The sequence below is a fragment of the Actinoplanes sp. NPDC051851 genome (assembly GCF_040681165.1).
Classification (GTDB): Bacteria; Actinomycetota; Actinomycetes; order Mycobacteriales; family Micromonosporaceae; genus Actinoplanes.
The window spans coordinates 1-23,333 of the sequence record NZ_JBFAYF010000010.1 but is presented as its reverse complement, the minus strand read 5'-3'; the positions used below and the strand labels follow the sequence as shown (position 1 = coordinate 23,333).

The following is a 23,333-nucleotide window of genomic DNA, read 5'->3' as shown; positions in this document are numbered from 1 at the left end:
ACTACTGGCAATGTCGCCCTTTCTCTTCAGAACATGGCAACTCGCGAGTAATCGACAGAATCGAGTGCAGGACGTATCTTAGGCGACGCACAGAGTGGTAACAGGTTTACCTCGCGGGGCTCTTATCGGGACGACGTTGGGAGTTGGCCGAGTGGAGGACCGGAGAAGCGAGAGTTCCAGCCGACTCCGCATCGGTGGCTGGCTTGCCCCGCGCCACTCCGCCCCGGACGCCTCACCACCCCCACCCCCGACCACGCCGTCGGTCTCCGCCCTTGCGGCGCTCCCGTCCGCCGACACCGGTGCTGCCGACGCGGCCGACGTCCCGGTGGGCCGCCATCGGGCCTCCCGTCGATGGCAACGCCTTGCCCTCGCCGCTGCGGTAGCCACGGTCGCCGTGATCGTCGCCGCGCAGCTGGCCGGCGGCGGCACCGACAGTCGGGGCGCGACCAGCCCGGTCGCCGAGCCGGGCCCGATCTGGACCGGCGACCCGGACGAGTCGTGGTCGCTGTCGACACCTCCGGTCTCGGTCGAGCCCTCGCCCTCCGCGACCTCGGCGTCGCCCTCCGCCACCACCAGGCCGGCCTCGCGGAAGCCGACCACGCCCCCGGTTCCCCGCATCGAGCCGTCGCTGTCGGTCGGGCTCTCCTCGGTCCCGTCCGACGTCGACCTCACCGAGGAGGGCACCCGGGACTGGATCCACTGGGGATTGACCAGCTCCACCTCGGTCGACCGCCGCTCCGGCACCGCCGTGATCACCGATCTGGGCGGCACCTCGCGAGGCCGCTATTCCAACAACCCGCAGACGTTCTCCTGGTCCAACGGCAAACCCACAGACACCGTCTCCGGTACGCCCACCGGCATCTACTCCTGCGGCGAAGGCTCCGGGTTCACGCTGCGGGTCCCGGCCTCGCCGACCACGCGGCACCTGCGCCTCTACGCCGGGGTGTGGATGGCGACCGGCAAACTCGCGGTGACCCTGGACGGCGAGTCGGAGACGCGCGCCCTCACCAACCCGTCGGACATCACCACGGCCCGCTTCGACATCGACTTCCGCGCGAACGCCGGCACGAATCTGACGCTGACATGGTCCGCGACGGCCGTCTTCAACCCGAACTGTGGCAACGTCGACATGCAGGCCGCCACCCTCAGCTGACCCCACCCGCCGCCCGCTCCCGCCGCCCGTTCCCGCCGCCCGTTCCCGCCGTCCCGCCGGGCTGTTGGGCCGCCGGCTGTGGTCGGAGCTTGCTGTCTGCGGCTCGGTTGCGCTTCTTGGCTGGCGCTGAGGGGTGTGTCGAGGCTGGCGATAGACCCCTCAGCGCCAGCCACCCAGCCCGCCCTGCCCAGCCCGCCCTGCCCAGCCCGCCCTGCCCAGCCCGCCCTGCCCAGCCCGCCCTGCCCAGCCCGCCCTGCCCAGCCCGCCCTGCCCCGCCCGTCCTGCCTGCCCCCGCCCGTCCTGCCTGCCCCGCCCGTGCTGCCTCGCTTTGCCCGCCCTGCTCAGTCCGTCTGTCCTGTCCGGCCCTGCCTGTCGTTCCTGCCGGGCGGGGAACAGCGATGAGGGCCGGCCCTGTGGTCGGGCTGGCCCTCATCGCTGTATCAACGGGCGCGTCCAGTGCGGAGATCTCGCCGGAGCGGGCCGGCTGGGTGCGGCGGCCGTATCGGGGGTGCGGATGCGGCCGTGGCGGCCAGCCGGGGTCGCCGGGCTGGCGGTGAGCGGTGTATCGGGGGTGTTGATACGACCGTGGTGGCCAGCCGGGATTGCCGGGCTGGCCCTATGAGCGGTCCGTGATCGCGCTGGGCGCGGTTGAGCTGGGCGCGGTTGAGCTGGGCGCGCGTGAGGGGCGTATGTGGGTGGGCCGTGTCAGCGGGGCTGGCGGCGGCGCTCGATGGCGGCCATCTCGATGTGGGGGTCGAGGTCGAGGCCGGAGGAGACCTGGGTGGCCAGGCGGGCGGTGATGCGGCGCAGCCCGGGGCGGCGGCGGCCGTTGGCGTCGGGGACCTCGGGCCGGCTGAGGAGCTCGGCCTGGTCGGCCATCGAGGCGGCGATGTCGTCGAGCGGGATGTAGAGGGCCCGGTTCTCCGGGGAGCCCAGGTAGTCGAAGGGCTCGGAACCGACCATCGGGATGAATCGTACGCCAAGCATCTTGAGGTTGCGGTAGGCGCCGCCGTCGAGCATGCAGACGACGTGGCGGACGCCGCGCAGGTGGCCGGCGTTGATGAAGGTGCGGTAGAGCATGCCGCTGACCGTCAGGCTGTTCCGGTCGGAGCGGTAGGCGGGCAGGACCGCGAGAGTCGCGTAGTCCCAGATGCGGCCGCCGTCGTGCATGTGGTGGTAGTCGACGATTTCGGACAGCTCGGTGTTGAGGAGCTTGGGGGCGTCGTCCAGGGTCTTGCCGCCGCCGTCGATGGCACGGGCGGCTCCGGCGGGCATGCCGGTCTCGCGGTCGATCACCAGGAAGAAGAAGCTCTGCTCCTCGTACGGGCCGTACTCCTTGAGCATGGTCGCCTCGTCGAGCTCGAACGACGCCTCGAAGACGATCCGCTCCACGGTGCGCGCCACGTCGGCCATCGGGTCGGTGGGGCCGATGGCGAGGGCGACGAAACGGTTCGTGGAGGGGTGCTCGGCCAGAGCGGTGAGGCAGCGCGTACGGACGATGTCGGCGTCGAGGGCGTAGCTCATGGGTGGGGAACTCCTTCGCCTGCTGCGAGCCCTGGGGGAAGGGGTGGGCGCTCTCATCAGGCATGTCTGGCGAATCGGACTTATCCAGCATGACGGAAAAACTACGCTTCGTCAAGACGGGCGACATCACGGAGCGTTAGATCTGCTGGTTTTCGGGTCGCCGAACAGGTCCTGTTGAGCGTGGCGAGCGGAGAATCGGTGACAGCGGGTGAGGGGCGCCACGTGTTCGGAGTGCCCCTGGGTGTCACGGGCGGTGAGGGGACGCGCGTGCGGGGCGTCCGCTGGGCGTTCGCTGTGCGTGGGTTGCCGCGTCGACGGTGTGGACGGGTGGACGCCTGGTCTGGGGTCGTACGTGAAAAAGGTCCGGCTCGGCGGAGGAACGCCGAGCCGGACCGGGGTGGGGGATGGAGGTCTTAGTCGGGGCTGCCGACGCCGGTGAGGATGCGGCTGCGGATGTAGCGACCGGCTTCGGTCAGGACGGCGGTGCCGGTGAAGTCGGTGCCGGCGCAGGTGCCCTTCACGAAGGCCGAGTTGGTCTCGTTGCCGTCGGAGAGGCTCCACATGCCGTAGCTGATCTTGAGGCTCTTCAGCAGGTCGAGCCACTCCGTGGTGCTGGCGAAGTCGTTGGTGCCGTCGCCGGTGAAGGTCTGGGTGCCGAACTCGCTGACGAAGATCGGGAGCTTGGCGGCCGCGCGCTTGACGACGGCGCGACGGTCGGCACCGTGTGACGCCGCGTAGAAGTGGAACGTGTACATGACGTTCTCGAAGTCGACCGGGTCGGCGAGGATCTCGTTCTCGTCGGCGCCGTCGGTGAGGCCGAGCGAGGAGAAGCCGCGGGTGCCGACGAGCACCACGCTCTCCGGCGAATTCGCGCGGATCACCGGAATGACCTGGTCAGCGTAGGTCTTGATGCCGTCCCAGCTGACGCCGTTCGGCTCGTTGGCGATCTCGTAGATGACGTTGTCGTTGTTCTTGTGCGCGGCGGTGACGTCGGCGAAGAACGTCTTGGCGAGCGCGAGGTTCTTGTTGGGGTCACCCGGAGTGAGGATGTGGAAGTCCACGATCGCGTAGAGGCCGAGCTTGGTGGCCTCGTCGACCAGCCCGTTGACCTTGGCGGTGAAGCCCTCGGGGTCGGTCTCCAGGCCGCCCTCCTGCACGTACATGCTGAGGCGGATGAAGTCGGCGTTCCAGTCGTTGCGGATCGCGTCGAGGGAGTTCGCGTTGACGCAGTTCGGGAAGAACTGGAGGCCGTGACTGCTCATGCCACGCAGCTGGATCGCGGTGCCGGACGCGTTGCAGAGCTGGACGCCGCAGACGCTGAGCTGACCGTTCTTGGCCACCGGGGTGTCGCCCTCGGCGGCGGGCTCCGTCGCTGCCGGTTCCGTCGTCTCGCTCTCCTCCGGGGCTGCGACGTTCTCGCTCTCCGCGGGGGCCGCGGTCGTCGGCGCCGTGGTGCTCGGTGCCTCGGTCGGCTGCTCCGCCGAGTCCTCGCCGTTCTCGTTGAGCGTGCACGGCGCGAGGCCCTCGGCGTTCAGGTCCGGGCGGGCGGCGTTGCGGGCGATCGCGGTCTCGATGCGCTGGATCGTGGCGAAGCGCTTGTCCTCCAGCGGGCCGAGGATCGCGTTCTGGATGAAGTTCGCGCCACCCTGCCCCTGGGTGCTGACGATCCGCTTGTTGGCCTCGTCGATCTGCGTGTTGAGCAGTTCCAGATTCCGCTGTACGTCGGCCTGCTGCTGCGCCGGGACCGCGACGCCGATCGTCACCTCGGGACAGTTGACGGTCGGGACCGCGCTGCTCGCGTTCTCGCTCTCGTCGTTCTCGCTCGCCGAGGCGACGCCCAGGCCGACGCCGACGATGAGGACGGTGACGCCGGCTACCGCGCCGATCTGCCAACGGCGTGCCTGGGTGCGAGACCTGTTGAACCGCGATCTGTACATTGGAGCCTGCGCCTTCTATGGGAGCCGTCGCGTGCACCGTTCAGTGGTGGCAGGCGGTAGTACGGGAGCGCTCCCAGCGCGGATCAATCTAGGTCTTCATTTTGATCTAGTTCTTCAGGAAATCGGGTACGTCGACGTCGTCCATCTCCTCGGCCGGGCCGGTTGAGCTGGGGTTCTGGGTTTTCGGGGCGTGGCCGGGCTCTGTCGTGGCGCCGTGGGGTGAGTGGTCGGTGTGGTGCTTCGGCGGGCTGTGGGGATCTGGCGGGCTGTCGGGGCTCGGCGTGCTGTTGGGGTTCGCTGTGCTGTTGGGGTTCCTTGTGCTGTTGGGGTTCGTTGTGCTGTTGGGCATGTAGGGTGTCAGTATATTTAGGTATTTGTCCGGATTTGTTCCGGGTGTTGGCGGGTTGATGTTCTGCTCCGCGTCCTGGCAATCGCGGGTTCTGCGGGTGTCTCCGGTCTCGTGGCTGTTCCGGGTCTCGTGGCTGTTCTGGGCCGCGTAGTTCCTCTGGGCAGTGTGGCTTTTCTGGGCTGTGTGGTTCTTTCGGGCTGTGTGGGTGTCGCGATACTCGTCGTCGGCGCGGTCGAAGCCGGCCGCGATGACGGTGACGCGGACCTCGTCGCCCAGCGTGTCGTCGATGACGGTGCCGAAGATGATGTTCGCGTCCGGGTGAGCCGCGTCGGTGACCAGCCTCGCCGCGTCATTGATCTCGAACAGGCCTAGATCGGTACCGCCGGCGATGGAGAGCAGTACGCCGCGGGCGCCGTCCATGTCCTGTTCCAGCAGCGGGCTGGAGATCGCCCGCTCCGCGGCCTTGACCGCCCGGTCGGGCCCGCTCGCCCGGCCGATGCCCATCAGCGCGCTGCCGGCATCGGTCATGACGCTGCGCACGTCGGCGAAGTCCAAGTTGATCAACCCGGGCGTGGTGATCAACTCGGTGATGCCCTGAACGCCGGAGAACAGCACCTGGTCGGCGTTCCGGAACGCGTCCATCATGCTGATCCGGCGGTCACCGAGCGCGAGCAGCCGGTCGTTCGGGATCACGATCAGCGTGTCGCACTGAGCGCGCAACTCACTGATCCCGGCGCTCGCCTGCACCTGCCGGCGTTTGCCCTCGAACGCGAACGGCCGGGTGACCACGCCGATGGTCAGCGCTCCGAGCTCGCGGGCGACGTTCGCCACCACGGGAGCGGCGCCCGTCCCGGTACCGCCGCCCTCGCCACAGGTCACAAAGACCATGTCGGAGCCCTGGAGCACCTCCACGATCTCGTGGCGATGGTCCTCCGCCGCTCTCTGGCCGACCTCCGGCCGCGCGCCGGCGCCCAGCCCTCGGGTCAACTCGCGGCCGACGTCGAGTTTCACGTCCGCGTCGCTCATCAGAAGGGCCTGCGCATCGGTGTTGATCGCGATGAACTCGACGCCCCAGAGCCCCGCTTCGATCATGCGGTTCACGGCGTTCACGCCGCCCCCGCCCACACCGACGACCTTGATCACTGGTAGATGGCCGGGAACGCTTCCGCCCCCGGTGTTGAACTCGCCCTGCACCCGGACATCCTGCCACTGGGTCCCCCACATGACTCAGCGGCACCGCCGGTCGTGACTTTTCACTACATTTTTCATGAGAGAGCCCACGCGTCTACAACGGAGCAGGGATCGGGACGATGTGGGCATGACCCGGTGTTTCGTGAGTCATGAGCGCAGGTAGTGGAGGACGGCTAGGACCCGGCGGTGACTGCTCGTGGTGGCCTCCAGGCGGAGCTTGCTGAAGATGCGGGTGATGTGCTTCTCGACGGAGGTGCCGGCGAGGGAGAGCTGCTCGGCGATCGCGGTGTTCGACCGGCCCTCGGCCATCAGCGCCAGGACGTCATGTTCACGATCGGTCAGGTCACGCAGCCCGTCGGCCCGGCGAGTGACCGCGAACATCTGGGTGACCACGTCGGGGTCGAGCACCGTACCTCCGGCGGCGACCCGGGTGAGCGCGTCGATGAAGTCGCCGACGTCGGCGACCCTGTCCTTGAGCAGGTAGCCGACCTTCTGCGCGCCGCCGGCCAGCAGATCGGCGGCGTAGCGGGTCTCGATGTACTGCGAGAAGACGAGCACCCCGGTCTCCGGGTGATCCCGGCGGATCGTGATCGCCGCCCGCAGGCCCTCGTCGGTGTGGGTCGGCGGCATCCGGATGTCGGCGATCGCCACGTCGGGCCGGTGCTCGGCGACGGCGGTGAGCAGATCGTCGGCGGTGGCCACGGCGGCCGCCACCTCATGTCCGCGTAAGGTCAGGACGTGCGACATGCCGTCGCGGAGCACGGCGGCGTCCTCGGCGATCACGATGCGCATGGGAGCTCCACGGTCACTATGGTCGGGCCGCCGGCCGGGCTGCTGATGGCGAGCCGGCCGTCGACCGTACGCACCCGCTCGGCCAGCCCGGCGAGTCCACCCCGGGGCTCGGCTCCACCCTGGCCGTGGTCGGCGACCCTCAGGTGCAGGGCGCCGTCTCGCTGGTCGACACTGATCGCGGCGCGATCCGCGCGGCTGTGTTTGGCGACGTTGGTGAGTAGCTCCGCGACGCAGTAGTAGGCGATGCTCTCCACCGCCTGCGCCGGCCGTTCCGTGAGGGAGACCGTCAGGTCCACCGGGACCCGGCTGCGGGCGACCAGGGTGGCGAGGGCGTCGTCGAGCCCGTTGTCCAGGATCGGTGGATGGATGCCCCGGGCCAGGTTCCGTAGCTCGACGAGAGCCTCCTTCGCGTCCCGGTGCGCGTAGTCGACGAGCTCGAGGGCCTTCGGATCGGCTCCGGACTGGTCCAGCTGTTCCTTGGCCGCGCCGAGATTCATGGCCATCGCCACCAGCCGGGCCTGCGCTCCATCATGCAGGTCACGCTCGATGCGGCGCAGAGCGGCGGCGGAGTCCTGCACGGCGAACGCGCGGGTCTGCTCCAGCTCGCGGACCCGGTCGCGCAGTGTGCCCGGTCCGAGCAACCCCGCGATGGCGAGGCGGTCGAGCGACAGGACAACCTGGAGCACCATCGGCCCGGCCAGCAGCATCGCGGCTCCCACGACGGACGCGAGGAGCGCGAGAGTCCACGTGTCGAGGAAGATGTCACCCGGCAGGGGGAGCCCGCTGCGCGGTACACCCGTCTTGTCGGGCTGGGCGGGGATGAATCGCCACCAGACCGGATAGGAGAGCGCGGCAAGGCCGTACCCATAGAAGAAGATGGAGATCGCCGCCGCGAGCAGACCGATCGGTGCCTTGAGGATGAGATAGACGACCGCCTGCCAGCCGGCGCGATCGGTCAGCCCGACCTTGACCCAATCGGTGAACCCACTGCTCCGACGTGGTGGTGCCGGGCCGATCGAGGTCACCCCGAGCAGGCGTCTGGCGAGTCCATGATGGAGCCGGCCGAGTAGACGGGCGCCCCGGACCCCGGCCGCCAGGAACGGCAGCCCGATCGCGGTGAGGGAGAGAACGGACCCCGCCAGCACGGTGACCGCCACGTAGAGCAGGCCGAGAAGGCCCAGGGGAAGCCCGATCAGGGAGTATGACAACCGTCGCATGCGATCCAGGATGGCCGATCGCGGCGAGGCCGGACAGCCGGTCAGCCCCCGACTTGATGCCGGGATAACCCGGCAACCAAGACGGGGGACTGCATGGTCGATTCGAGGCCCGCCAACGACCAGACTCATCGGCAGACATCCACCGAGTTGAGGAGCGGACATGCAGACGGTGACCAGCGTGGACGCGACACGGCAGCTCGTGTTCGTGGCCAACGTGTTGGATCCCGGCCGCGATCAGCGCGGCAACGTGGACGAGCCGCTGGCTCCCGATGTGAGTGACGCCTTCTCCAGGCTCTCACGGGCGTGTTCTGTCCCTGACGCTTCCCGGGCAGCCGGGCAGCCGGGCAGCTGGGTGGCCGGGCAGCCGGGCAGCCGGGTGGCCGGGTGGCGTTGTCGGGCGGCAGGGTGGTCGGGTGGCGTCGTCGGGCGGGCTGCCGGGCGAGTGGCGCCGGGTGGCTGAAGAGGCATGCGGGCAGGTCGGCGGTTCCAGCGGTTGGCAGGTGGTCAAGCGAATCCGCCGTTGCTCATGAGTAGCTGGCCGTTGATCCACTGACCCTGTGGCGAGCACAGGAAGTCGACGAGATGAGCGGTGTCCTGTGGGGTGCCGAGGCGGCCGAGAGGAGTCTGTCGGATGCCGCTTTCGCGGATGCTGTCGGTCATCCAGCCGGTGTCGATCGGGCCGGGGTTGATGACATTGGCGGTGATGCCGAGGTAGGCGAGCTCCCGGGCGGCGGCCAGGGTGATGCGGTCGAGGGCGCCTTTGCTCGCGCCGTACGGGAGGTTGCCGACGGTGTGGTCGCTGGTCAGAGCGATGACGCGTCCGTCGCCGTGGGGGCCGCTGAAGCGGCGGGCGTGTTCGCGGATCAGGAGCCAGGTGGCGCGGGCGTTGACGGCGAAGTGGCGGTCGAAGCTCTCGATCGTGGTGTCCAGCAGGCCGGAGTTGACCGACTCGCAGTGGCACATCACGAGGGCGGTGACCGGGCCGAGGCGCTGTTCGGTCTCGTGGTAGATCGTCGCGGGCGCGGAGGTGTCGGTGAGGTCCGCCTCGACGGTGGTGACCGTGGCGCCCTGATCGGTGAGCGTCCTTGTGATGGCCTCGGTGCCATCCGGCTCGATGCCCCAGGTCATCCGCTCGTCGTAGGGGTTCCAGTAGGTGAAGGCGATGTCCCAGCCGGAGGCGGCCAGGCGGGTGGCGATGCCGGCGCCGATACCGACCGTCCGGCCGACTCCGGTGACGAGCGCGACCGGACGGGAACGGGATGTGAGGGTTGCCATCTCCGGATCGTCCGGGACTGGCGGAGGACTGAACAACGGGTTTCTGGAGGGGCCATGTCTGTGTTCTGGGTTACAGGCGAGCGATGCCTCGTGCTTCCAGGCTGGCTCGGAGCTGTGGACACTCAGGTTCCTCCCAGGTTTCTCCCCCGGATTTTCGGGCCGAAACGGTCAGAGTCGGCGAATCTCGCAACCGACCCGGATGAGGAGAACATGACCGCGACCTCAGCCCCTCGCAGTAGCGGGGAAGCCAGCGGCGGCACAGTGTCACGGGCGGCGCCTGCTGTGGAGATCGTCCTTCCGGTGTACAACGAGGAGCGGGCGCTGCCGGGGTGCGTCCGGACACTGCACGCTCGCCTGCGGGATGACCTGCCGTTCCCGTGGCGCATCGTGATCGCGGACAACGCCAGCACGGACGGGACCCTCCGGGTTGCGAACGAATTGGCGAAAGAGCTTCCACAGGTCGACGTGGTGCACCTGGACCGCAAGGGGCGAGGGCTCGCGCTGCGGACGGTGTGGGGAGCGAGCAGCGCCGACATCGTGGCCTACATGGACGTCGACCTGTCGACCGGACTGGATGGGCTCCTGCCGTTGCTCGCCCCGTTGGCGAGCGGACACTCGGATCTGGCGATCGGGAGCCGGCTGGCACCCGGTTCGCGGACGATACGCGGTCCACGGCGTGAGGTGATCTCCCGTTGCTACAACGCGATGATCCGGCTGAGTCACGGGAGCCGGTTCAGCGACGCACAGTGCGGGTTCAAGGCGGCGCGGACCGAGGTGCTGCGGCCGCTGCTGGCTAGGACCACGGACGACGCGTGGTTCTTCGACACCGAGTTGTTGCTGCTCGCCGAGCACAACGGGCTGCGGATCCACGAGGTGCCGGTGGACTGGGTGGAGGACGTGGACACCCGGGTCGATGTGGTTCGTACGGCCACGGAAGACGTACGTGGACTGCTGCGGATCGCGAGGATGAAAGCCTCCGGGGAGGCACGCATCGCGGTGCCGGAACGGCCCGCGCCGCGCTCGGAACATCCCGACGCGGTGCTCGCGGCGGACGACGGACGTGCTCGGTTGCTGTGGGAGGTCGGGTGCTTCATCACCGTCGGCGCGGCGTGCACCATCGGGCAGGCATTGCTCTACTGGCTGCTGCGCACCTGGTGGCCGCCCGCCGTCGCGACCTTCGTCTCGCTCGCGGTGCTGACCGTCCTCAGCACTGAGGCCACCCGGCGGCTGACCTTCCGTGGGTCGGGTACCAAGGCGGGCAGGGCCCATCTCGGTGCCGGAGTGCTGTTTCTGATCGGCTACCTGGTCACCTCGGGGGCGGTGCTGCTCTTCCGCGAGCTCGAACCGGCTGCCGCGGTGTGGGGCGAGACCCTCGTGCTGGTGGCCGCGTCGCTGCTGGTCACCGTCATCCGCTTCGTCGTCCTGCGCAGTGTCGTCTTCCGCCGCCCTGCATGATCCCGCTGGAGAGTGAAGACTCCTATGACTGTCACGACCATCGCCGTCCGCCGCGGTCCGATCGCACTCACGGCGATTCTGATCGGTGCCGCTGTGCTCTATGGCTGGGCGCTTACCTCCCTCGGCTGGGCGAATTCGTTCTACTCGGCCGCGGTCAAGTCGATGGGCCGGAGCTGGACGAATTTCCTGTTCGGGGCGTACGACCCGGCCGGCGTGATCACGGTGGACAAGCCACCCGCGGCGCTGTGGCCGCAGGTGATCAGCACTAAGGTCTTCGGGCTGCACGGCTGGGCGATGGTGCTCCCACAGGTGATCGAGGCGCTGTTGACCGTCCTCCTGCTGCACCGGACGGTACGCCGCTGGGCGGGTGAAGGGGCGGCGCTGATAGCGGCGCTGGTGGCTGCGATGACGCCGATCACCGTGGCCATCACCAGGGACAACAACCCGGACAGCCTCCTGGTGCTGACCCTGGTGGCGGCCGCCTACGCGCTGACCCGTGCCCTGCGGAGCGAGAACGTGGCGCGGGGCGAAGCGGTTACCTCGAGCGAGGCTCCCGCACCCGGCGAGGCGCCCAGCCCGGGTGGGACGGCGAGTCCGGGTGGGACGGCGAGTCCGGGTGAGACGGCGACGCCGGGGGAGAGAGCGACGCTGCGTGAGAAGGCGCTGCGGTGGGGTGGTTCGTCGACGTTCTGGTTGGTGCTCTCCGGATTCCTGATCGGGGTCGGGTTCCTGACCAAGATGCTCGCGGCCTGGATGGTGATCCCGGCGTTCGCGGCGGCCTGGCTGGTCGGGTCGCGGGCGCCGTGGCCGAAGCGGCTCTGGCAGTTGGGACTCACCGCGGTGGTGCTGGTGGGGTCGTCGCTCTGGTGGGTCGTGTTGGTGGCGCTCTGGCCCGGGGAGCGGCCGTACATCGGCGGCAGTACCGACGGTGGCGCGTGGGACCTGGTGATCGGGTACAACGGGCTCGGGCGGATCTTCGGCGAGGGCGGCGGTAACGGCGGCGGCTTCGGTGGCGGTGGGAACGGCGGCGGCGGTGGGGGCGGCGGCGGGATCTCGTTCGGGGGTGCGGCGGGGTTCGGGCGGCTGTTCAACGAGCAGGTGGCCGGACAGATCAGTTGGCTGTTACCACTGAGCGGGATCGCGCTGGTGGTGGCGGTGGTGATCGGATTGCTGCGGCGGCGTGGTGTCGCGGTGGGGGAGCGGCTGGCCGCGTCGGGGTGGGTTCTCTGGGGGACCTGGCTCGTGGTGTGTGCGGCGGTGTTCTCGACCCAGGAGGGGATCTTCCATCCGTACTACACGACGCAGCTCGGGCCGGCGATCGGGGCGCTCGTGGGTGGACTCGTGACCGCGCTGGTCCGGGCGCACCGAGCCGGTGCGGTGAAGTGGCCGCTGGCGGTGGGCGTGGTCGGTGTGGCGGTCACGGCGGGCTGGGCCTACGTGGTGGTCGCCCGGGACACCTCGTGGAACGGGTGGCTGCGCTGGGTGGTCATCGGGCTCGGGGTCGTCGCGGTGGTGGCGCTGGTGGTCACTCTGCTGAGGCGGCGGGTGGCGATCGTCGCGTTGCTGACCGGGGTGCTCGCTGTGCTGGCGGCGCCGACGGTGTGGTCCGTGTCCGTGACGGCGTCCGGCGGTGGGGCGATGGGCGGTGCCAACCCCAGCGCCGGGCCCGCGAGCACCGGCTTCGGGGGTGGGGGCGGCCGGGGTCGTGGCGGCACGTTCCCTGGTGGCGGGAGTGGTGAATTCCCCAATGGGAGCTTCACCGGCGGCGGTGGCGGCTTCGGCGCTGGTGGGGGCGGCGGGGGCGACGGCGGCGAGGGCGACGGCGGGGGCGGCGACGGTGGGGCCGGCGGTGGCGGTCGTGGTGGGGGCGGCTTCGGTGGGGGCGACTCGCTTACCAGCGAGCAGCAGAAGGTACTGGATTACGCAACGAAGAACTCTGGGACGGCGGAGATCAAGCTCGCTGTGGAGGGCGGCGCTAATGCCACCTCCTCCTACATCCTGAACAGCGACGCCGTGGTGATCGGCATGGGAGGGTTCATGGGAAGCGATGATGCTCCGTCGGTGAACCAGTTGCAGGCGTGGACTTCCAGTGGTCGCCTGCGTTTCGTCCTGGCCAGCGGTACCGGCAGCGGTCGTGGCAGCGGCGGCGAAACCGGCACCGGCACCAGCGGCAGCACGGGCACCGGCAGCACCGGCACCGGCAGCACGGGCACCGGCAGCACGGGCACCGGTAGCAACGGCGACAGCGGCAGCGGCGAGGGCGGCGGTGGCGATGGGCGCGGTGAGGGCTTCGGCGGTGGGGGCTTCGGCGGGATGGGCGGGGGAGCTGCGACCGCCCGGTCCGAGTGGGTTGCTGCTAACTGCACGGTGGTGACGGCTGTGTCGAGCAATCTCTACGATTGCGCGCCTACGCAGTGATCGCGGTGCCCGAGGGTGTCTCCGCTCTCGCCCGGCAGCGGATTCTGGTTGTCGAGGATGATCCCGGGATTCGGGCGCTGCTCAGCTCGACGGTCAAGCTGGTCGGGTATGACGTGCGGGATGCGCCAGACGCGCGGGCGGCGCGGCGGGAGCTTGAGCGGTTCGAGCCGCATCTGCTGGTGGTGGACGTGATGTTGCCTGATATCGACGGTATCGCGTTCACCCGGGCGCTGCGGGAGGCGGGGCGGGACACCCCGGTGCTGTTTCTGACCGCTCGCGCGCAGACCGTTGATCGGCTTGCCGGGCTGCGTGCGGGTGGGGACGACTATGTGACCAAGCCGTTCAACGTGGAGGAGCTGCTGCTGCGGATCCGGGCCATTCTCGGGCGGCTGCATCCGGTCGAGGGGCCGCTGCAGTACGCGGATCTCGCGCTTGACCCGCATGCCCACAGCGCGCACCGGGCCGGGCGGCAGATTCCGCTCACGCCGACCGAGTACCGGCTGTTGGAGTACCTCCTGCGGCACCCCGAACAGGTGCTGACCCGGGAGCAGATCGTTCAGGATGTCTGGGGGTACGACTTCGACGGTGATCCCGGGATTGTGGACACCTACGTTCGGTACCTCCGCCGCAAGGTCGATCGCCTCGGTGCTCCGATGCTGCACACGGTTCGGGGGATCGGCTACCGCCTGCACGACTCGGGAGGAAAACCGCGGGGAAACCCTGGAAACCCTGGAGACCCGGGGGAACGGGGGAAGCTGGGGGAACGGGGAGAGCCGGAGGGACAGTCGGGGAGAGGGCCGTGATCGGGCGGCCCCGGTCGCTGCGCGGGCGGCTTCTCTGGGGGACCGTTGCACTCGCCGTGATCGCGGTTCTCGTCACCGAGGCGATCGGGGTGCAGGTTCTTCGGTCGTGGCTGCTGCGGCAGGTTGATGACCAGCTGGACGGGTTTCCGGTGCCGCGGTCGGTTGCCGTGGTCGAATTCGGGCCGCCGCCCGGGATGTCGTTGCCCTCGGACTTCCGGATCGTGGTCTATGCCGCGGATGGGGAACGGCGAGGTGTCGTCGGGTCCGGTCCCACGCCTACGCCCGATCTGCCGGATACCGTCGCGGAGCTGACCCTTCCCGAAGGCCGCCCCGCCACCGTCGGGGCGGTGAGCGGCGACGACCGGTGGCGGGTTCGCCGGGATACCGCTGCGGACGGTGCCGTGTTCGTCGTCTGTCTGCCCCTGGACACCGTGGACGGGGCCACCGCGCGGCTGATCGCGCTCGACACGGGTGTCCTGGCGGCGCTGTTGATTGCGCTGATCGTCATCGGTCACTGGGTGGTGCGGCTGGGGTTGCGGCCGTTGTGGCGGATGGAGCGTACGGCGAGGGAGATCACGGCGGGGGACCTGGACGCCCGGGCGCGGGACACCGATCCGGCTACCGAGATCGGCCGGCTGGGTGCGGTTCTCAATACCATGCTCGACCAGCTCCAGTCCGCGCTCGATGACCGGGAGGCCTCCGAGCAGCGGCTACGCCGGTTCGTCGCGGACGCCGGGCACGAACTGCGCACCCCGCTCACCACGATTCAGGGGTTCGCCCAGCTCACCCTGCGTGCCCAGCCGGACGCGGAGGCCCGCCGTGAGGCCGATCAGCTCGTCGCGGAGAACGCCGCCCGGATGTCCCGGCTCGTCGACGACCTGCTGCTGCTTGCCGAGGTGGACCGCGAGCCGGATCAGCATCGCCACCCCGTCGACCTGCTCGCACTCGCTGCCGACGTCATTCCGGCGGTCGCCCCGCGCGTGCCGAAATACCCAGAAAGACCAGAAAGAACAGAAAGAACAGAAGGCTGGGAAGGCCCGGAAAAGCAGGAGAAGAGGGGGCGGCGACAGGAAGGGTTGGAACGCCCGGTCCGGTTGGAGCGGCTTTCCGGGACGGGGGCGCTGGAGCGGGTACACGCCGTCGGTGACGCCGACCGCCTTCGGCAGGTGCTCACGAATCTCCTGACCAACGCGCTGATCCACACTCCGCCCGGAAACCCGGTTCATGTACGCGTCGGCCGCGCCGTGGTTGCTTCCGACCCGGTCGATCGGTTCAGCGCGACGCCGGCTCTGCCGCCTGGTACACCGGTTGCCGTCGTCGAAGTCGCCGATCATGGACTCGGGCTGGAGGCGGGTGACGCCATCCGGGTGTTCGAGCGGTTCTATCGGACCGATCCGTCCCGCTCCGGCGACGCCGGTGGCACCGGCTTGGGGCTGGCTATCGCCACATCGATCGCCCAGGCGCACGGTGGCCGTCTTGAACTCGACACCCGTCCCGGCGCTGGCTGCACGTTTCGCCTGGTCCTGCCTCTTGCCGCTGAATGAGCCGCGCCTACGCCCGGATCGACACGGCGGCCGAGGTGGTGACGGTGATCGAGAAGGCGACCAGCTAACGCGCGTTCTGGTCCAGCCAGTCGCGCAGGGGCAGGCTGGCGCGGAGGAACTCCAGGATCTCGGTCTGCGCCCGGGGCGTGCCGAGCCACTCGGCCGGCGGCCACTCCTTCCACGTGGTCAATCCCTTGTGGCGGAGCAGCTCGACCCGGGGATGGTCCTTCGGATAGCCGCGCGGCGCGGTCTTCAGGCTGCCGTGGCCGTGCACCGCGATGCCGGCCTTCTCGATGTCGGCGATAACGACGGAGAGCTCCGGGCCGGTCAGGTCGTTGAGGATCGCGGTGCGGTAGCGGTCGAGCTGCTCGGGCGACATCTGGTAGAGCCCGGAACCGGCGGCCAGGCCGTCGGCGGAGAGCTGGACGTAGCAGCCGGACTCGATCCACGCGCCCAGGTGCGTCTTGTACGGCGACTTGTCCTTACTGAACCGTACGTCGCGATAGGGCCGGAAGATCTTGCCGGGCCCGAACTCGGGTTCCAGGGCGGTGAGCAGTTCCAGCATGGGGCCGCGCACCCGGGATTCGTAGAACTCCAGGTGCGCGGTCCAGTAGGTCTTCGAGTTGTCGGCGGCGAGGCCCTCGTAGAACTCGAGGGCCTCGACCGGCCAGCCGCTGAACGTCACACGGCGATTATCGTCCTCAGACCGGGGTCACCAGGACCCGGACATCCCAGGAACCCAGCTCCAGGGATGCCACCTTCTCTCCCGAGTGCAGGTCGGTCGCGTCGAACGGGACCGGGACGGTGACCGTGTCCCACGACCAGTTCTGCACCACCCAGAGGCGCTCGCCGTGCTGGTTGACCGCGGAGTGGACCCGTACGCTCGGTGCCGGGAGCTGCCAGGCCGCCGCGTCCGGCCCCGCGGCCCAGGTGAGCAGGGCCGCGCCGAGCTGCGGGTTCGGGATCAGGCCGGCGGTGGTGATGCGGCCGGAACCGACAACGCGTGACGTCACCGCGGCGTACGAACCGTGGAACGGGTGCTCGTAGCGGGCGATCACCTCGGCGTCGGTGGCCGTGTAGTTCTCGATCCAGAGCTGGGCGGCGGCGTCCTCGGGCGCGGTGAACGAGGGATCGACGCCGACCACCGGCACCGGGGCGTCCAGGTTGCAGTACTCGTCGTAGAACGCGCCGGCCGCCGCGGACAGCCCGGCACCCGGGGCCACCTCGAGCCGGGCGCGCGCCTCGACGTCGGCGTACGCCGTGCGCGGGCCGATGATCAGGTGGCCGCCCGCCGCGGCGTACCGGAGAAGCCAGTCGACCACCGCATCGTCGGCGACGTAGTAGCCGGCCGCGACGAAGACGGGGATCTCGGCGGCGACCGCCGCCGGATCGTGATCGGTGAGCAGCGACGCGTGGAAGACCCGGCTCTGCAGGCCCGCGTCGAACGCGCCGCGGGCGAACGCCTCGACCGTGGGGGAGTAGGAGTCCTCGATCGGCATGCCGTCGCCGGGGCGGGGCAGGAAGCCCCACTTCTCCAGCGACCACTTGCTGGCGTGGTCGAAGAGGATGCCGACCTGCGCGTCCGGCCGCAGCCCGACGATCCGGTCACCGAGGCGCCCGAGTTCGGCGCCGATCGCGGCGATCTCCCGGTACGTCCGCCCCGGCTTCTGGCTGTGCGGGAGGACGCCACCCCAGTATGTCTCCGGGCCGAAGTGCAGCGTGTGCCAGTGCCAGTACTCGATCATCTGGGCGCCACGGGAGATCAGTGCCCAGACACCCTGGCGGCGCTGGCCGGGGTAGGCCGAGTGGTTCATCGAGGAGAACCCGATCGACTGGGCGCCCACCTCGGTGACCAGGAACGGCTCGTGCCGGGTGCCGTAGATCCAGTCCGCGCTCTGGTACAGCGCCCAGGTGCCCTGCGTCCACCAGGTCTGCTGCTTGACCTCGGTGTCCGGAAGTGTCAGCGCGTCCTGCGCCTTGTAGTACGGGTTCCCCGCGGTGACGGAGAAGAGCTGCCCCAGCGCGTCGTCCCGGATGGTCGGCCGGGTGTACGACATGCACGTGGTCACGAACCGGTCCCCGGCATATTCGGTGACGATGCTCGTCTGCCAGGACATGTACTCGGTGAGCAACTCGCCCTGGAACAGCCGCCACGCGAGGTCGTACTGCGGGAGCGAGTTGGCGTCCGGCCGCCACAGGTCCGACCAGTCGCTGAGCCGGTGCGACCAGTAGGTGAGACCCCAGGCCTCGTTGAGCGCGTCGACGGTGCCGTATCGCGTCCGCAGGTGATCACGGAACTGCTCGAAGACGCCGTGGTTGTGCAGGATCCAGGCGCCGGGCTCGTTGTCCACCTGGAAGCCGATGATCGCCGGATGATCGGCATGCCGGGAGAGGATCTGCCGGACCACCCGCTCCGCGTGGAAGCGGAACGCCGCGTGCGTCACGTCGATCTCCTGGCGCATGCCCCAGCCGAACGGGCGGCCGGTGGCGATGTCCGCGTTGATCTCGGGGTAGCGGCGCTGGAGCCACGGCGGGATCGCGTAGGTCGGCGTGCCGAGGATGACGGATATCCCCGACGCCTGCGCCTCGTCGAGCACCGGGGTGATCCACTCCAGGTCGAACACGCCGTCGGAGGGCTCCCACGTCGACCAGACCGACTCGCCGATCCGGATCACCGTGAAGCCGGCCTCCTTCATCGCGGCGAAGTCTTCCTTGAGCCGCGGCGTGGGCTGGTACTCGTGGTAGTAGGCCGCACCGAAGAGCACCTGCGGCGGAGTGTAAGTCACGAAAAAACCTCTTTACCGTACGCCGCGGATGGGCTTGATGAGCAGTGCGGAGACGATCAAAATCAGGAAGGCCACCAGGAAGACGGGACGGTAGCCGCCCGCCACCCCGACGATCACCGAGGTGACCAGTGGCCCGAGCATCTGACCGCCCGAGTTCGCCATGTTCAGGATGCCGAGATCCTTGGCCGCCGTGGCCTTGTCCGGCAGAACCTCGATGTTGAGCGCCTGATCGACCGAGGCGTACGCGCCGTTGCCGATCCCGGCGAGCAGCGCGAAGACGAGCATGCCCCACGCGGTCGGGAAGAGGAACGGCACGATCAGGCCGGCCGCGACGAAGAGCGCGCTGCCGATCACGAACGGCTTGCGGCGCCCGGCCCTGTCCGAGAGCGGTCCCGACCCGAACCCGCAGATCAGCGAGGTGACCAGCTGAATCGTCGCCGAGGTCGCGATGATCCCGGCCGCCTTCGCCGAACTGAGCCCGATGTAGTCGGTGAGGATGTAGAGCTGGTAGTTGGTGATCGCGTACATCCCGGCCTGCAGCAGGAACTTGCCGGAGAGCGCGAAGTAGAAGTCCCGGGCGCCGCGCCGCGGAAAGCTGAAGTTGTGCAGCAGCGCCTTTCCGCTGAGCTTTTGAGAAACGACGTCGAGGTTCGATCTGTCCGGAGAGAGCAGGACGAAGAGCGGCCCGGAGACCAGCGAGATCACCGCGAAGAGGAACAGGCCCGCGCCCGGATCCCCGACATACCGCGAACCGATGATCTGGGCGAGCGACGCGCCGAGCACCATGCCCGCGCCGTACAGCGAGGAGATCGTGCCCCGGTGCTTCTCCGGCACCCGGTCCGAGATCACCGCCACCATCGGCGCGATGATCGCGTTCAGGAACAGGATGTAGAAGCACCACCAGAAGATCAGCGCGCCCGCGCTGCTCGCCTGACTGAGAAAGTACATGCCGACGAAGCTGAGCACCGAGCCCAGCACGATCCACGGCGCGCGCCGGCCGAAGCGGGACCGGGTGATGTCCGACAGCGCCCCGAAGACGATGTTGGAGAAGAGCGAGAGCAGCGCGCCGATCAGCGCGGCGGTGGCGACGACCGAGACCTTGTCGTCCGGGGCGACCTTCTCCGCCAGGGCGGGCACGACCACGCCGATCGCGCCGATGTAGGGCCCGATCCAGAGGACCGCGGCGAGGAAGAGCCCGGCGGCGAGCCGCCAGTCGAAACGGTTGGTGGCCTGCTGTTCATCACTGAGAGTGGTGGTCATTCCGCTACCCGATCGAGGTGGGGGTGGTCAGCACCCGGGCGCCGGTGACGGCCCGGCTCCCGGTGATCGTGAAGGTCGCGCTCAGCGGCAGGTCCTCGCTGGACGGGCCGCTCGCGACGGTGAAGGTGCCGGCCTCGATCAGGCGCTGCCCGTCGAGACCGGTGAAGCTGGTCCGCTCGGCGTGCAGCGCGAACGTGACCCGCGCGGTCGCCCCGGCGGCGATCCGGACCCGCCGGTAGCCGGCCAGCTCGCGGACCGGCCGCGCCACCTGGGCGACGTCGTCGGTGAGATAGAGCTGTATCACTTCGTCGGCGTCCCGCTCACCGGTGTTGCGCACGGTGACGGTCACGCCGACCGTGCCCTCGGCGTCGATCGCCGTGCGGTCCAGCTCGATCGTCTCGTACGCGAAGGTGGTGTAGGAGAGGCCGTGACCGAAGGGGAACAGCGCGGTCGGGTCCAGGTTCGACACCGGGTAGTCGCCGCGCCCGAGGATCGGCGCGAGGTAGGTGCCCGGTTGCCCGCCGCTCAGGCGGGGCACACCGACCGGTAGCCGTCCGCTCGGCGTCACCCGCCCGGTGAGCACCCCGGCGATCGCGGCACCACCCTCGGCGCCCGGCATGAAGGCCTGGACGATCGCCGCGCATCGATCCGCGAACGCTCCGAGCGCGTAGGGCCGTCCGGAAATGACCACGAGCACGGTCGGCGTTCCGGTCGCCAGCACGGCCTCCACGAGATCGGCCTGCGCGCCCGGCAACCGCAGGTCCTGCGCGTCGCACCCCTCGCCCGACGTCCCGCGCCCGAACAGCCCGGCCATGTCTCCGACGGCCACGATCGCCAGGTCCGCCGCGGATGCGCTCGCTGCCGCGGCCTCCAGGCCACTTCGATCAAGATCCTTCAGAGGTACGCCGTCGGTGTACTCGATCCGCTCAAAAGGCAGCGCCTCGGCGAGAGCGTCACGGAGCGAGGCGATCGGAATGCCGTTCTCGGTGTCACTGGTCCGCGCGAGAATGTGGTTCGGGAACGAGTAGCACCCGAGGAAACTGCGCGCCTGATCCGCCGTCGGCCCGGTCAACGAGATGGTTTTCGGGGAAGTCAACGGCAGGACGCCGTCGTTGGCGAGCAGCACCACCGACTCCTCGGCCAGCCGCCGGGCGATCTCCCGGTTGCCCGGGCCGTCCAGGTCGACGGGCTCGTCCGGCACCGGCTGCCAGCCCGGGTCGAGCAGGCCCAGCTCGATCTTCTGGGCGAGGACCCGGCGGGCGGCCCGATCGACGTACACCAGGGGAAGTTGACCGGAATTGATAAGCGGAACCAGTCGGCCGAAACCGTCGGTGTCGGGCAGCTCGACGTCGATCCCGGCCCGCAGCGCGGCGGCACCGGCACCCGCCCGATCCGCGGCGAGCCGGTGCATCATCTCCAGGAACGGGATGGTCCAGTAGTCGGAGACGACCGTGCCGGTGAACCCCCATCGATCCCGGAGGACCTCGGTCAGCAGGAACTCGCTGGCCCCGGCGGGCACCCCGTCGAGATCGGCGTAGGAGTTCATCACCGAGCGGGCCCCGCCCTCGCGGATCGCCATCTCGAACGGCGGCAGGATCACGTCCTCCAGCTCGCGCCGCCCCATCGGCACCGGGGCGTGGTTGCGCCCCGCCCGCGACGCCGAATAGCCCGCGAAGTGCTTGAGCGTCGCCACGATCCCGGCCCGCTCCAGGCCCGCGACGTACGCCGTCCCGAGCGTCCCGACCAGGTACGGATCCTCGCCCATGGTCTCCTCGACCCGTCCCCAGCGGTAGTCGCGGACCACGTCCATCACCGGCGCGAGCCCCTGGTGGACGCCGACCGCGCGCATGTCCCGCCCGATCGCGGCACCCATCTCCCGGACGAGCTCGGGGTCGAAGGTGGCCGCCGACCCGAGCGAGGAGGGGTAGACCGTCGCCCCGAGGGTGGTGAACCCGGTGAGGCACTCCTCGTGGACGATCGCCGGGATCTCCGAACGGGCGGCGATCCGCGCCTGCATCTCCCGGACCTGGGCGGTGCCCCGCTCCGGGGTCACCTCGCCCGAGCCGAACGCGCGGGTGATGTGCCCGAGACCGTTCTCGATCGCACTCTCGAAGTCGTCGTGCAGCGGGCGCATGGCGTGCGCGAGCGGCGCCACGTCCCCCTCCGGGTCCTGCTGTTTCTCCTCCTCCCGGGGCCAGTAGCTGCCGAGCTGGGCCAGCTTCTGCTCGAGGGTCATCGTGGCGAGAAGGGCCTCGACGCGCTCGGCGACGGTACGGGTGGGGTCACGCCAGAGATCGGCCATGGTGTTGCCTTTCGAAACTGTTTCGCAATGTTTCGCAAGTTTCCTGGACCTTAAGGCGGTGTGACCTGCGCGTCAATGGTCATCGGGCCCGGGTATGTTGTGGAAACAGTTTCGTTGGGTTTACCCTCGCGGCATGACCCGCCAGCGGCGCGCGACGCTCGACGAGGTGGCCGCCCACGCCGGCGTCTCCAAGGCCACCGCCAGCAAGGTGCTCAACCACCGGCCCGGCATCTCCGCGTCCACCCGGCGGCGGGTCGAGGAGGCGATGCGCGAGCTCGACTACAGCCTGACCACCACCCCGCCGGTCCCCGGCCGGACGGTCACCGCGGTCTTCGACACGCTGGTCAACCTCTACTCGCTGAAGGTCCTCGAGGGCGCGATCGACGCGGCCGACTCCGCCGGCGTCGACCTGGTGACCAGCGCGCTCGCCCCGAACCCGAGCGGGCGGCCCGCGAAACCGTTCGATCCGGCGTACGTCCACCGGATCGCGGCCAAGGGGCACACCGGACTGCTCGTGGTCACCACCCGCATCGGCGACGCGGTGGTCGCCGCCTGCGCCTCGGCCGGGTTGCCGCTGGTGGCGGTGGACCCGCCGAACGCGCTGGACGGCTCGGTGGTGAGCATCGGCTCACACCACTGGGTGGGCGGCATGCAGGCGGCCCAGCACCTGCTGTCGCTGGGCCACCGGCGGATCGCGTTCGTCGGCGGGGAGCCGGACAACGCGGGGTTGCGGGAGAGGTTCGGCGGTTACCGGGAGGTGCTGGAGACCGCCGGGGTGACCGTCGACCCCCGGCTGGTGTCGCAGGAGGGGATGGGCAGCTCGGAGCGCGCGGTCGGGCCGATGCTCGCGTTGCCGCCGGGTGCCCGGCCGACGGCGGTCTTCGCGGCCACCGACGGCGACGCGCTCAGCGTGATCCGGGTGGCGTACCAGCTGGGGCTCTCGGTCCCGCGCGACGTGTCGGTGGTGGGGTACGACGACACGTACGCCGCGATCGCCGCCTCCACCCACCTGCTGACCACGGTGCGCACCCCGATGCACGGCATCGGCGACCTGGCCCTGAAGACGCTGCTCCAGATGTCCGCGGGCATCGACCCGGTCTCCCGCCAGATCCGCCTCTCCACCACGCTGATCACCCGCGAGACGACCGCCCCGCCCCCGCCGTAGCACCGGCTCCTCCCGCCGTGGCACCGGCTGCTCCCGCCGTGGCACCGGCTGCTCCCGCCGTGGCACCGGCTGCCGCCCCCGCGGGGCTCCCGGTGGGCGGCGCGCCGGTCGCGGTTTCTGGCTGGCGCTCCGGGGTGTCTCGCTCCGCGTCAGACACCCCGG

Annotated in this window: 15 protein-coding genes and 1 pseudogene; 6 read left to right on the top strand and 10 right to left on the bottom strand. The window is 69.7% G+C overall.

Going from position 1 to position 23,333, the window contains the following annotated elements; all coding sequences use genetic code 11:
- The first annotated feature begins 151 nt into the window (after positions 1-151).
- Positions 152-1,153: a hypothetical protein gene (locus AB0M08_RS12660; protein ID WP_364492153.1), complete on the top strand. Its 1,002-nt coding sequence runs from the start codon at positions 152-154 to the stop codon at positions 1,151-1,153.
- A gap of 705 nt (positions 1,154-1,858) precedes the next feature.
- Here AB0M08_RS12660 and AB0M08_RS12655 read toward each other — a convergent pair.
- The 6 genes and pseudogenes from AB0M08_RS12655 to AB0M08_RS12630 all read right to left on the bottom strand — a co-directional run bounded on the left by AB0M08_RS12655 (position 1,859) and on the right by AB0M08_RS12630 (position 9,438).
- Positions 1,859-2,677: a hypothetical protein gene (locus AB0M08_RS12655; protein ID WP_364492151.1), complete on the bottom strand. Its 819-nt coding sequence runs from the start codon at positions 2,675-2,677 to the stop codon at positions 1,859-1,861.
- A gap of 413 nt (positions 2,678-3,090) precedes the next feature.
- Entirely contained in the window at positions 3,091-4,614 is a 1,524-nt protein-coding gene (locus tag AB0M08_RS12650; RefSeq protein WP_364492149.1) for a cellulase family glycosylhydrolase, read from the bottom strand.
- 580 nt (positions 4,615-5,194) lie between these two features.
- A pseudogene (gene ftsZ, locus AB0M08_RS12645) lies at positions 5,195-6,106 on the bottom strand (cell division protein FtsZ); the annotation flags it as partial.
- Between the two features lie 195 nt (positions 6,107-6,301).
- Positions 6,302-6,946 carry a response regulator transcription factor gene (locus AB0M08_RS12640; RefSeq protein WP_364492147.1) on the bottom strand — a complete coding sequence of 215 codons (645 nt, stop codon included), beginning with the start codon at positions 6,944-6,946 and terminating at the stop codon, positions 6,302-6,304.
- Positions 6,934-8,163: a sensor domain-containing protein gene (locus AB0M08_RS12635; protein WP_364492145.1), complete on the bottom strand. Its 1,230-nt coding sequence runs from the start codon at positions 8,161-8,163 to the stop codon at positions 6,934-6,936. The genes AB0M08_RS12640 and AB0M08_RS12635 overlap by 13 nt, the downstream gene beginning before the upstream one ends.
- Before the next feature lie 504 nt (positions 8,164-8,667).
- Positions 8,668-9,438 (bottom strand): SDR family oxidoreductase, encoded by a 771-nt coding sequence (locus AB0M08_RS12630; RefSeq protein WP_364492143.1) that lies wholly within the window; start codon positions 9,436-9,438, stop codon positions 8,668-8,670.
- A 210-nt stretch (positions 9,439-9,648) separates the two neighbouring features.
- On the opposite strand from AB0M08_RS12630, the gene AB0M08_RS12625 reads away from it, so the two are divergent.
- The 4 genes from AB0M08_RS12625 to AB0M08_RS12610 are packed head-to-tail and all read left to right on the top strand — an operon-like array spanning position 9,649 to position 15,658.
- On the top strand, positions 9,649-10,893 hold the full coding sequence (locus tag AB0M08_RS12625; RefSeq protein WP_364492141.1) for a glycosyltransferase: 1,245 nt from the start codon (positions 9,649-9,651) through the stop codon (positions 10,891-10,893).
- Positions 10,894-10,917: 24 nt separating this feature from the next.
- Complete coding sequence (locus AB0M08_RS12620) at positions 10,918-13,311, top strand: glycosyltransferase family 39 protein (RefSeq protein ID WP_364492139.1); 2,394 nt, start codon at positions 10,918-10,920, stop codon at positions 13,309-13,311.
- Entirely contained in the window at positions 13,308-14,114 is an 807-nt protein-coding gene (locus AB0M08_RS12615) for a response regulator transcription factor (protein ID WP_364492137.1), read from the top strand. Before AB0M08_RS12620 ends, AB0M08_RS12615 begins: the two co-directional genes overlap by 4 nt.
- The gene (locus tag AB0M08_RS12610; protein WP_364492135.1) at positions 14,111-15,658 is read left to right on the top strand and encodes a HAMP domain-containing sensor histidine kinase; all 1,548 of its coding nucleotides are present in this window, start codon (positions 14,111-14,113) and stop codon (positions 15,656-15,658) included. The genes AB0M08_RS12615 and AB0M08_RS12610 overlap by 4 nt, the downstream gene beginning before the upstream one ends.
- A gap of 64 nt (positions 15,659-15,722) precedes the next feature.
- Here the strand turns inward: AB0M08_RS12610 and AB0M08_RS12605 are convergent, their stop codons facing one another.
- The 4 genes from AB0M08_RS12605 to AB0M08_RS12590 are packed head-to-tail and all read right to left on the bottom strand — an operon-like array spanning position 15,723 to position 22,006.
- Positions 15,723-16,343, bottom strand: coding sequence for a DUF2461 domain-containing protein (locus AB0M08_RS12605; protein ID WP_364492133.1), 621 nt, complete (start codon positions 16,341-16,343; stop codon positions 15,723-15,725).
- A 16-nt stretch (positions 16,344-16,359) separates the two neighbouring features.
- Entirely contained in the window at positions 16,360-18,444 is a 2,085-nt protein-coding gene (locus tag AB0M08_RS12600; RefSeq protein WP_364492131.1) for a beta-galactosidase, read from the bottom strand.
- A 12-nt stretch (positions 18,445-18,456) separates the two neighbouring features.
- Positions 18,457-19,704, bottom strand: a complete 1,248-nt coding sequence (locus AB0M08_RS12595; RefSeq protein ID WP_364492129.1) for an MFS transporter — start codon at positions 19,702-19,704, stop codon at positions 18,457-18,459.
- A gap of 4 nt (positions 19,705-19,708) precedes the next feature.
- On the bottom strand, positions 19,709-22,006 hold the full coding sequence (locus AB0M08_RS12590) for a glycoside hydrolase family 3 N-terminal domain-containing protein (protein WP_364492127.1): 2,298 nt from the start codon (positions 22,004-22,006) through the stop codon (positions 19,709-19,711).
- A 133-nt stretch (positions 22,007-22,139) separates the two neighbouring features.
- Here AB0M08_RS12590 and AB0M08_RS12585 point away from each other — a divergent pair, with 133 nt between their 5' ends.
- Entirely contained in the window at positions 22,140-23,171 is a 1,032-nt protein-coding gene (locus tag AB0M08_RS12585) for a substrate-binding domain-containing protein (protein WP_364492125.1), read from the top strand.
- Positions 23,172-23,333 lie beyond the last annotated feature (162 nt).

What these genes read in the sequence shown, in the direction of transcription:
- AB0M08_RS12655 (WP_364492151.1), bottom strand. Translation starts at nt 2,677, where the DNA reads ATGAGCTACGCCCTCGACGCCGACATCGTCCGTACGCGCTGCCTCACC.
- AB0M08_RS12650 (WP_364492149.1), bottom strand. Translation starts at nt 4,614, where the DNA reads ATGTACAGATCGCGGTTCAACAGGTCTCGCACCCAGGCACGCCGTTGG.
- AB0M08_RS12640 (WP_364492147.1), bottom strand. Translation starts at nt 6,946, where the DNA reads ATGCGCATCGTGATCGCCGAGGACGCCGCCGTGCTCCGCGACGGCATG.
- AB0M08_RS12635 (WP_364492145.1), bottom strand. Translation starts at nt 8,163, where the DNA reads ATGCGACGGTTGTCATACTCCCTGATCGGGCTTCCCCTGGGCCTTCTC.
- AB0M08_RS12630 (WP_364492143.1), bottom strand. Translation starts at nt 9,438, where the DNA reads ATGGCAACCCTCACATCCCGTTCCCGTCCGGTCGCGCTCGTCACCGGA.
- AB0M08_RS12625 (WP_364492141.1), top strand. Translation starts at nt 9,649, where the DNA reads ATGACCGCGACCTCAGCCCCTCGCAGTAGCGGGGAAGCCAGCGGCGGC.
- AB0M08_RS12620 (WP_364492139.1), top strand. Translation starts at nt 10,918, where the DNA reads ATGACTGTCACGACCATCGCCGTCCGCCGCGGTCCGATCGCACTCACG.
- AB0M08_RS12595 (WP_364492129.1), bottom strand. Translation starts at nt 19,704, where the DNA reads ATGACCACCACTCTCAGTGATGAACAGCAGGCCACCAACCGTTTCGAC.
- AB0M08_RS12590 (WP_364492127.1), bottom strand. Translation starts at nt 22,006, where the DNA reads ATGGCCGATCTCTGGCGTGACCCCACCCGTACCGTCGCCGAGCGCGTC.
- AB0M08_RS12585 (WP_364492125.1), top strand. Translation starts at nt 22,140, where the DNA reads ATGACCCGCCAGCGGCGCGCGACGCTCGACGAGGTGGCCGCCCACGCC.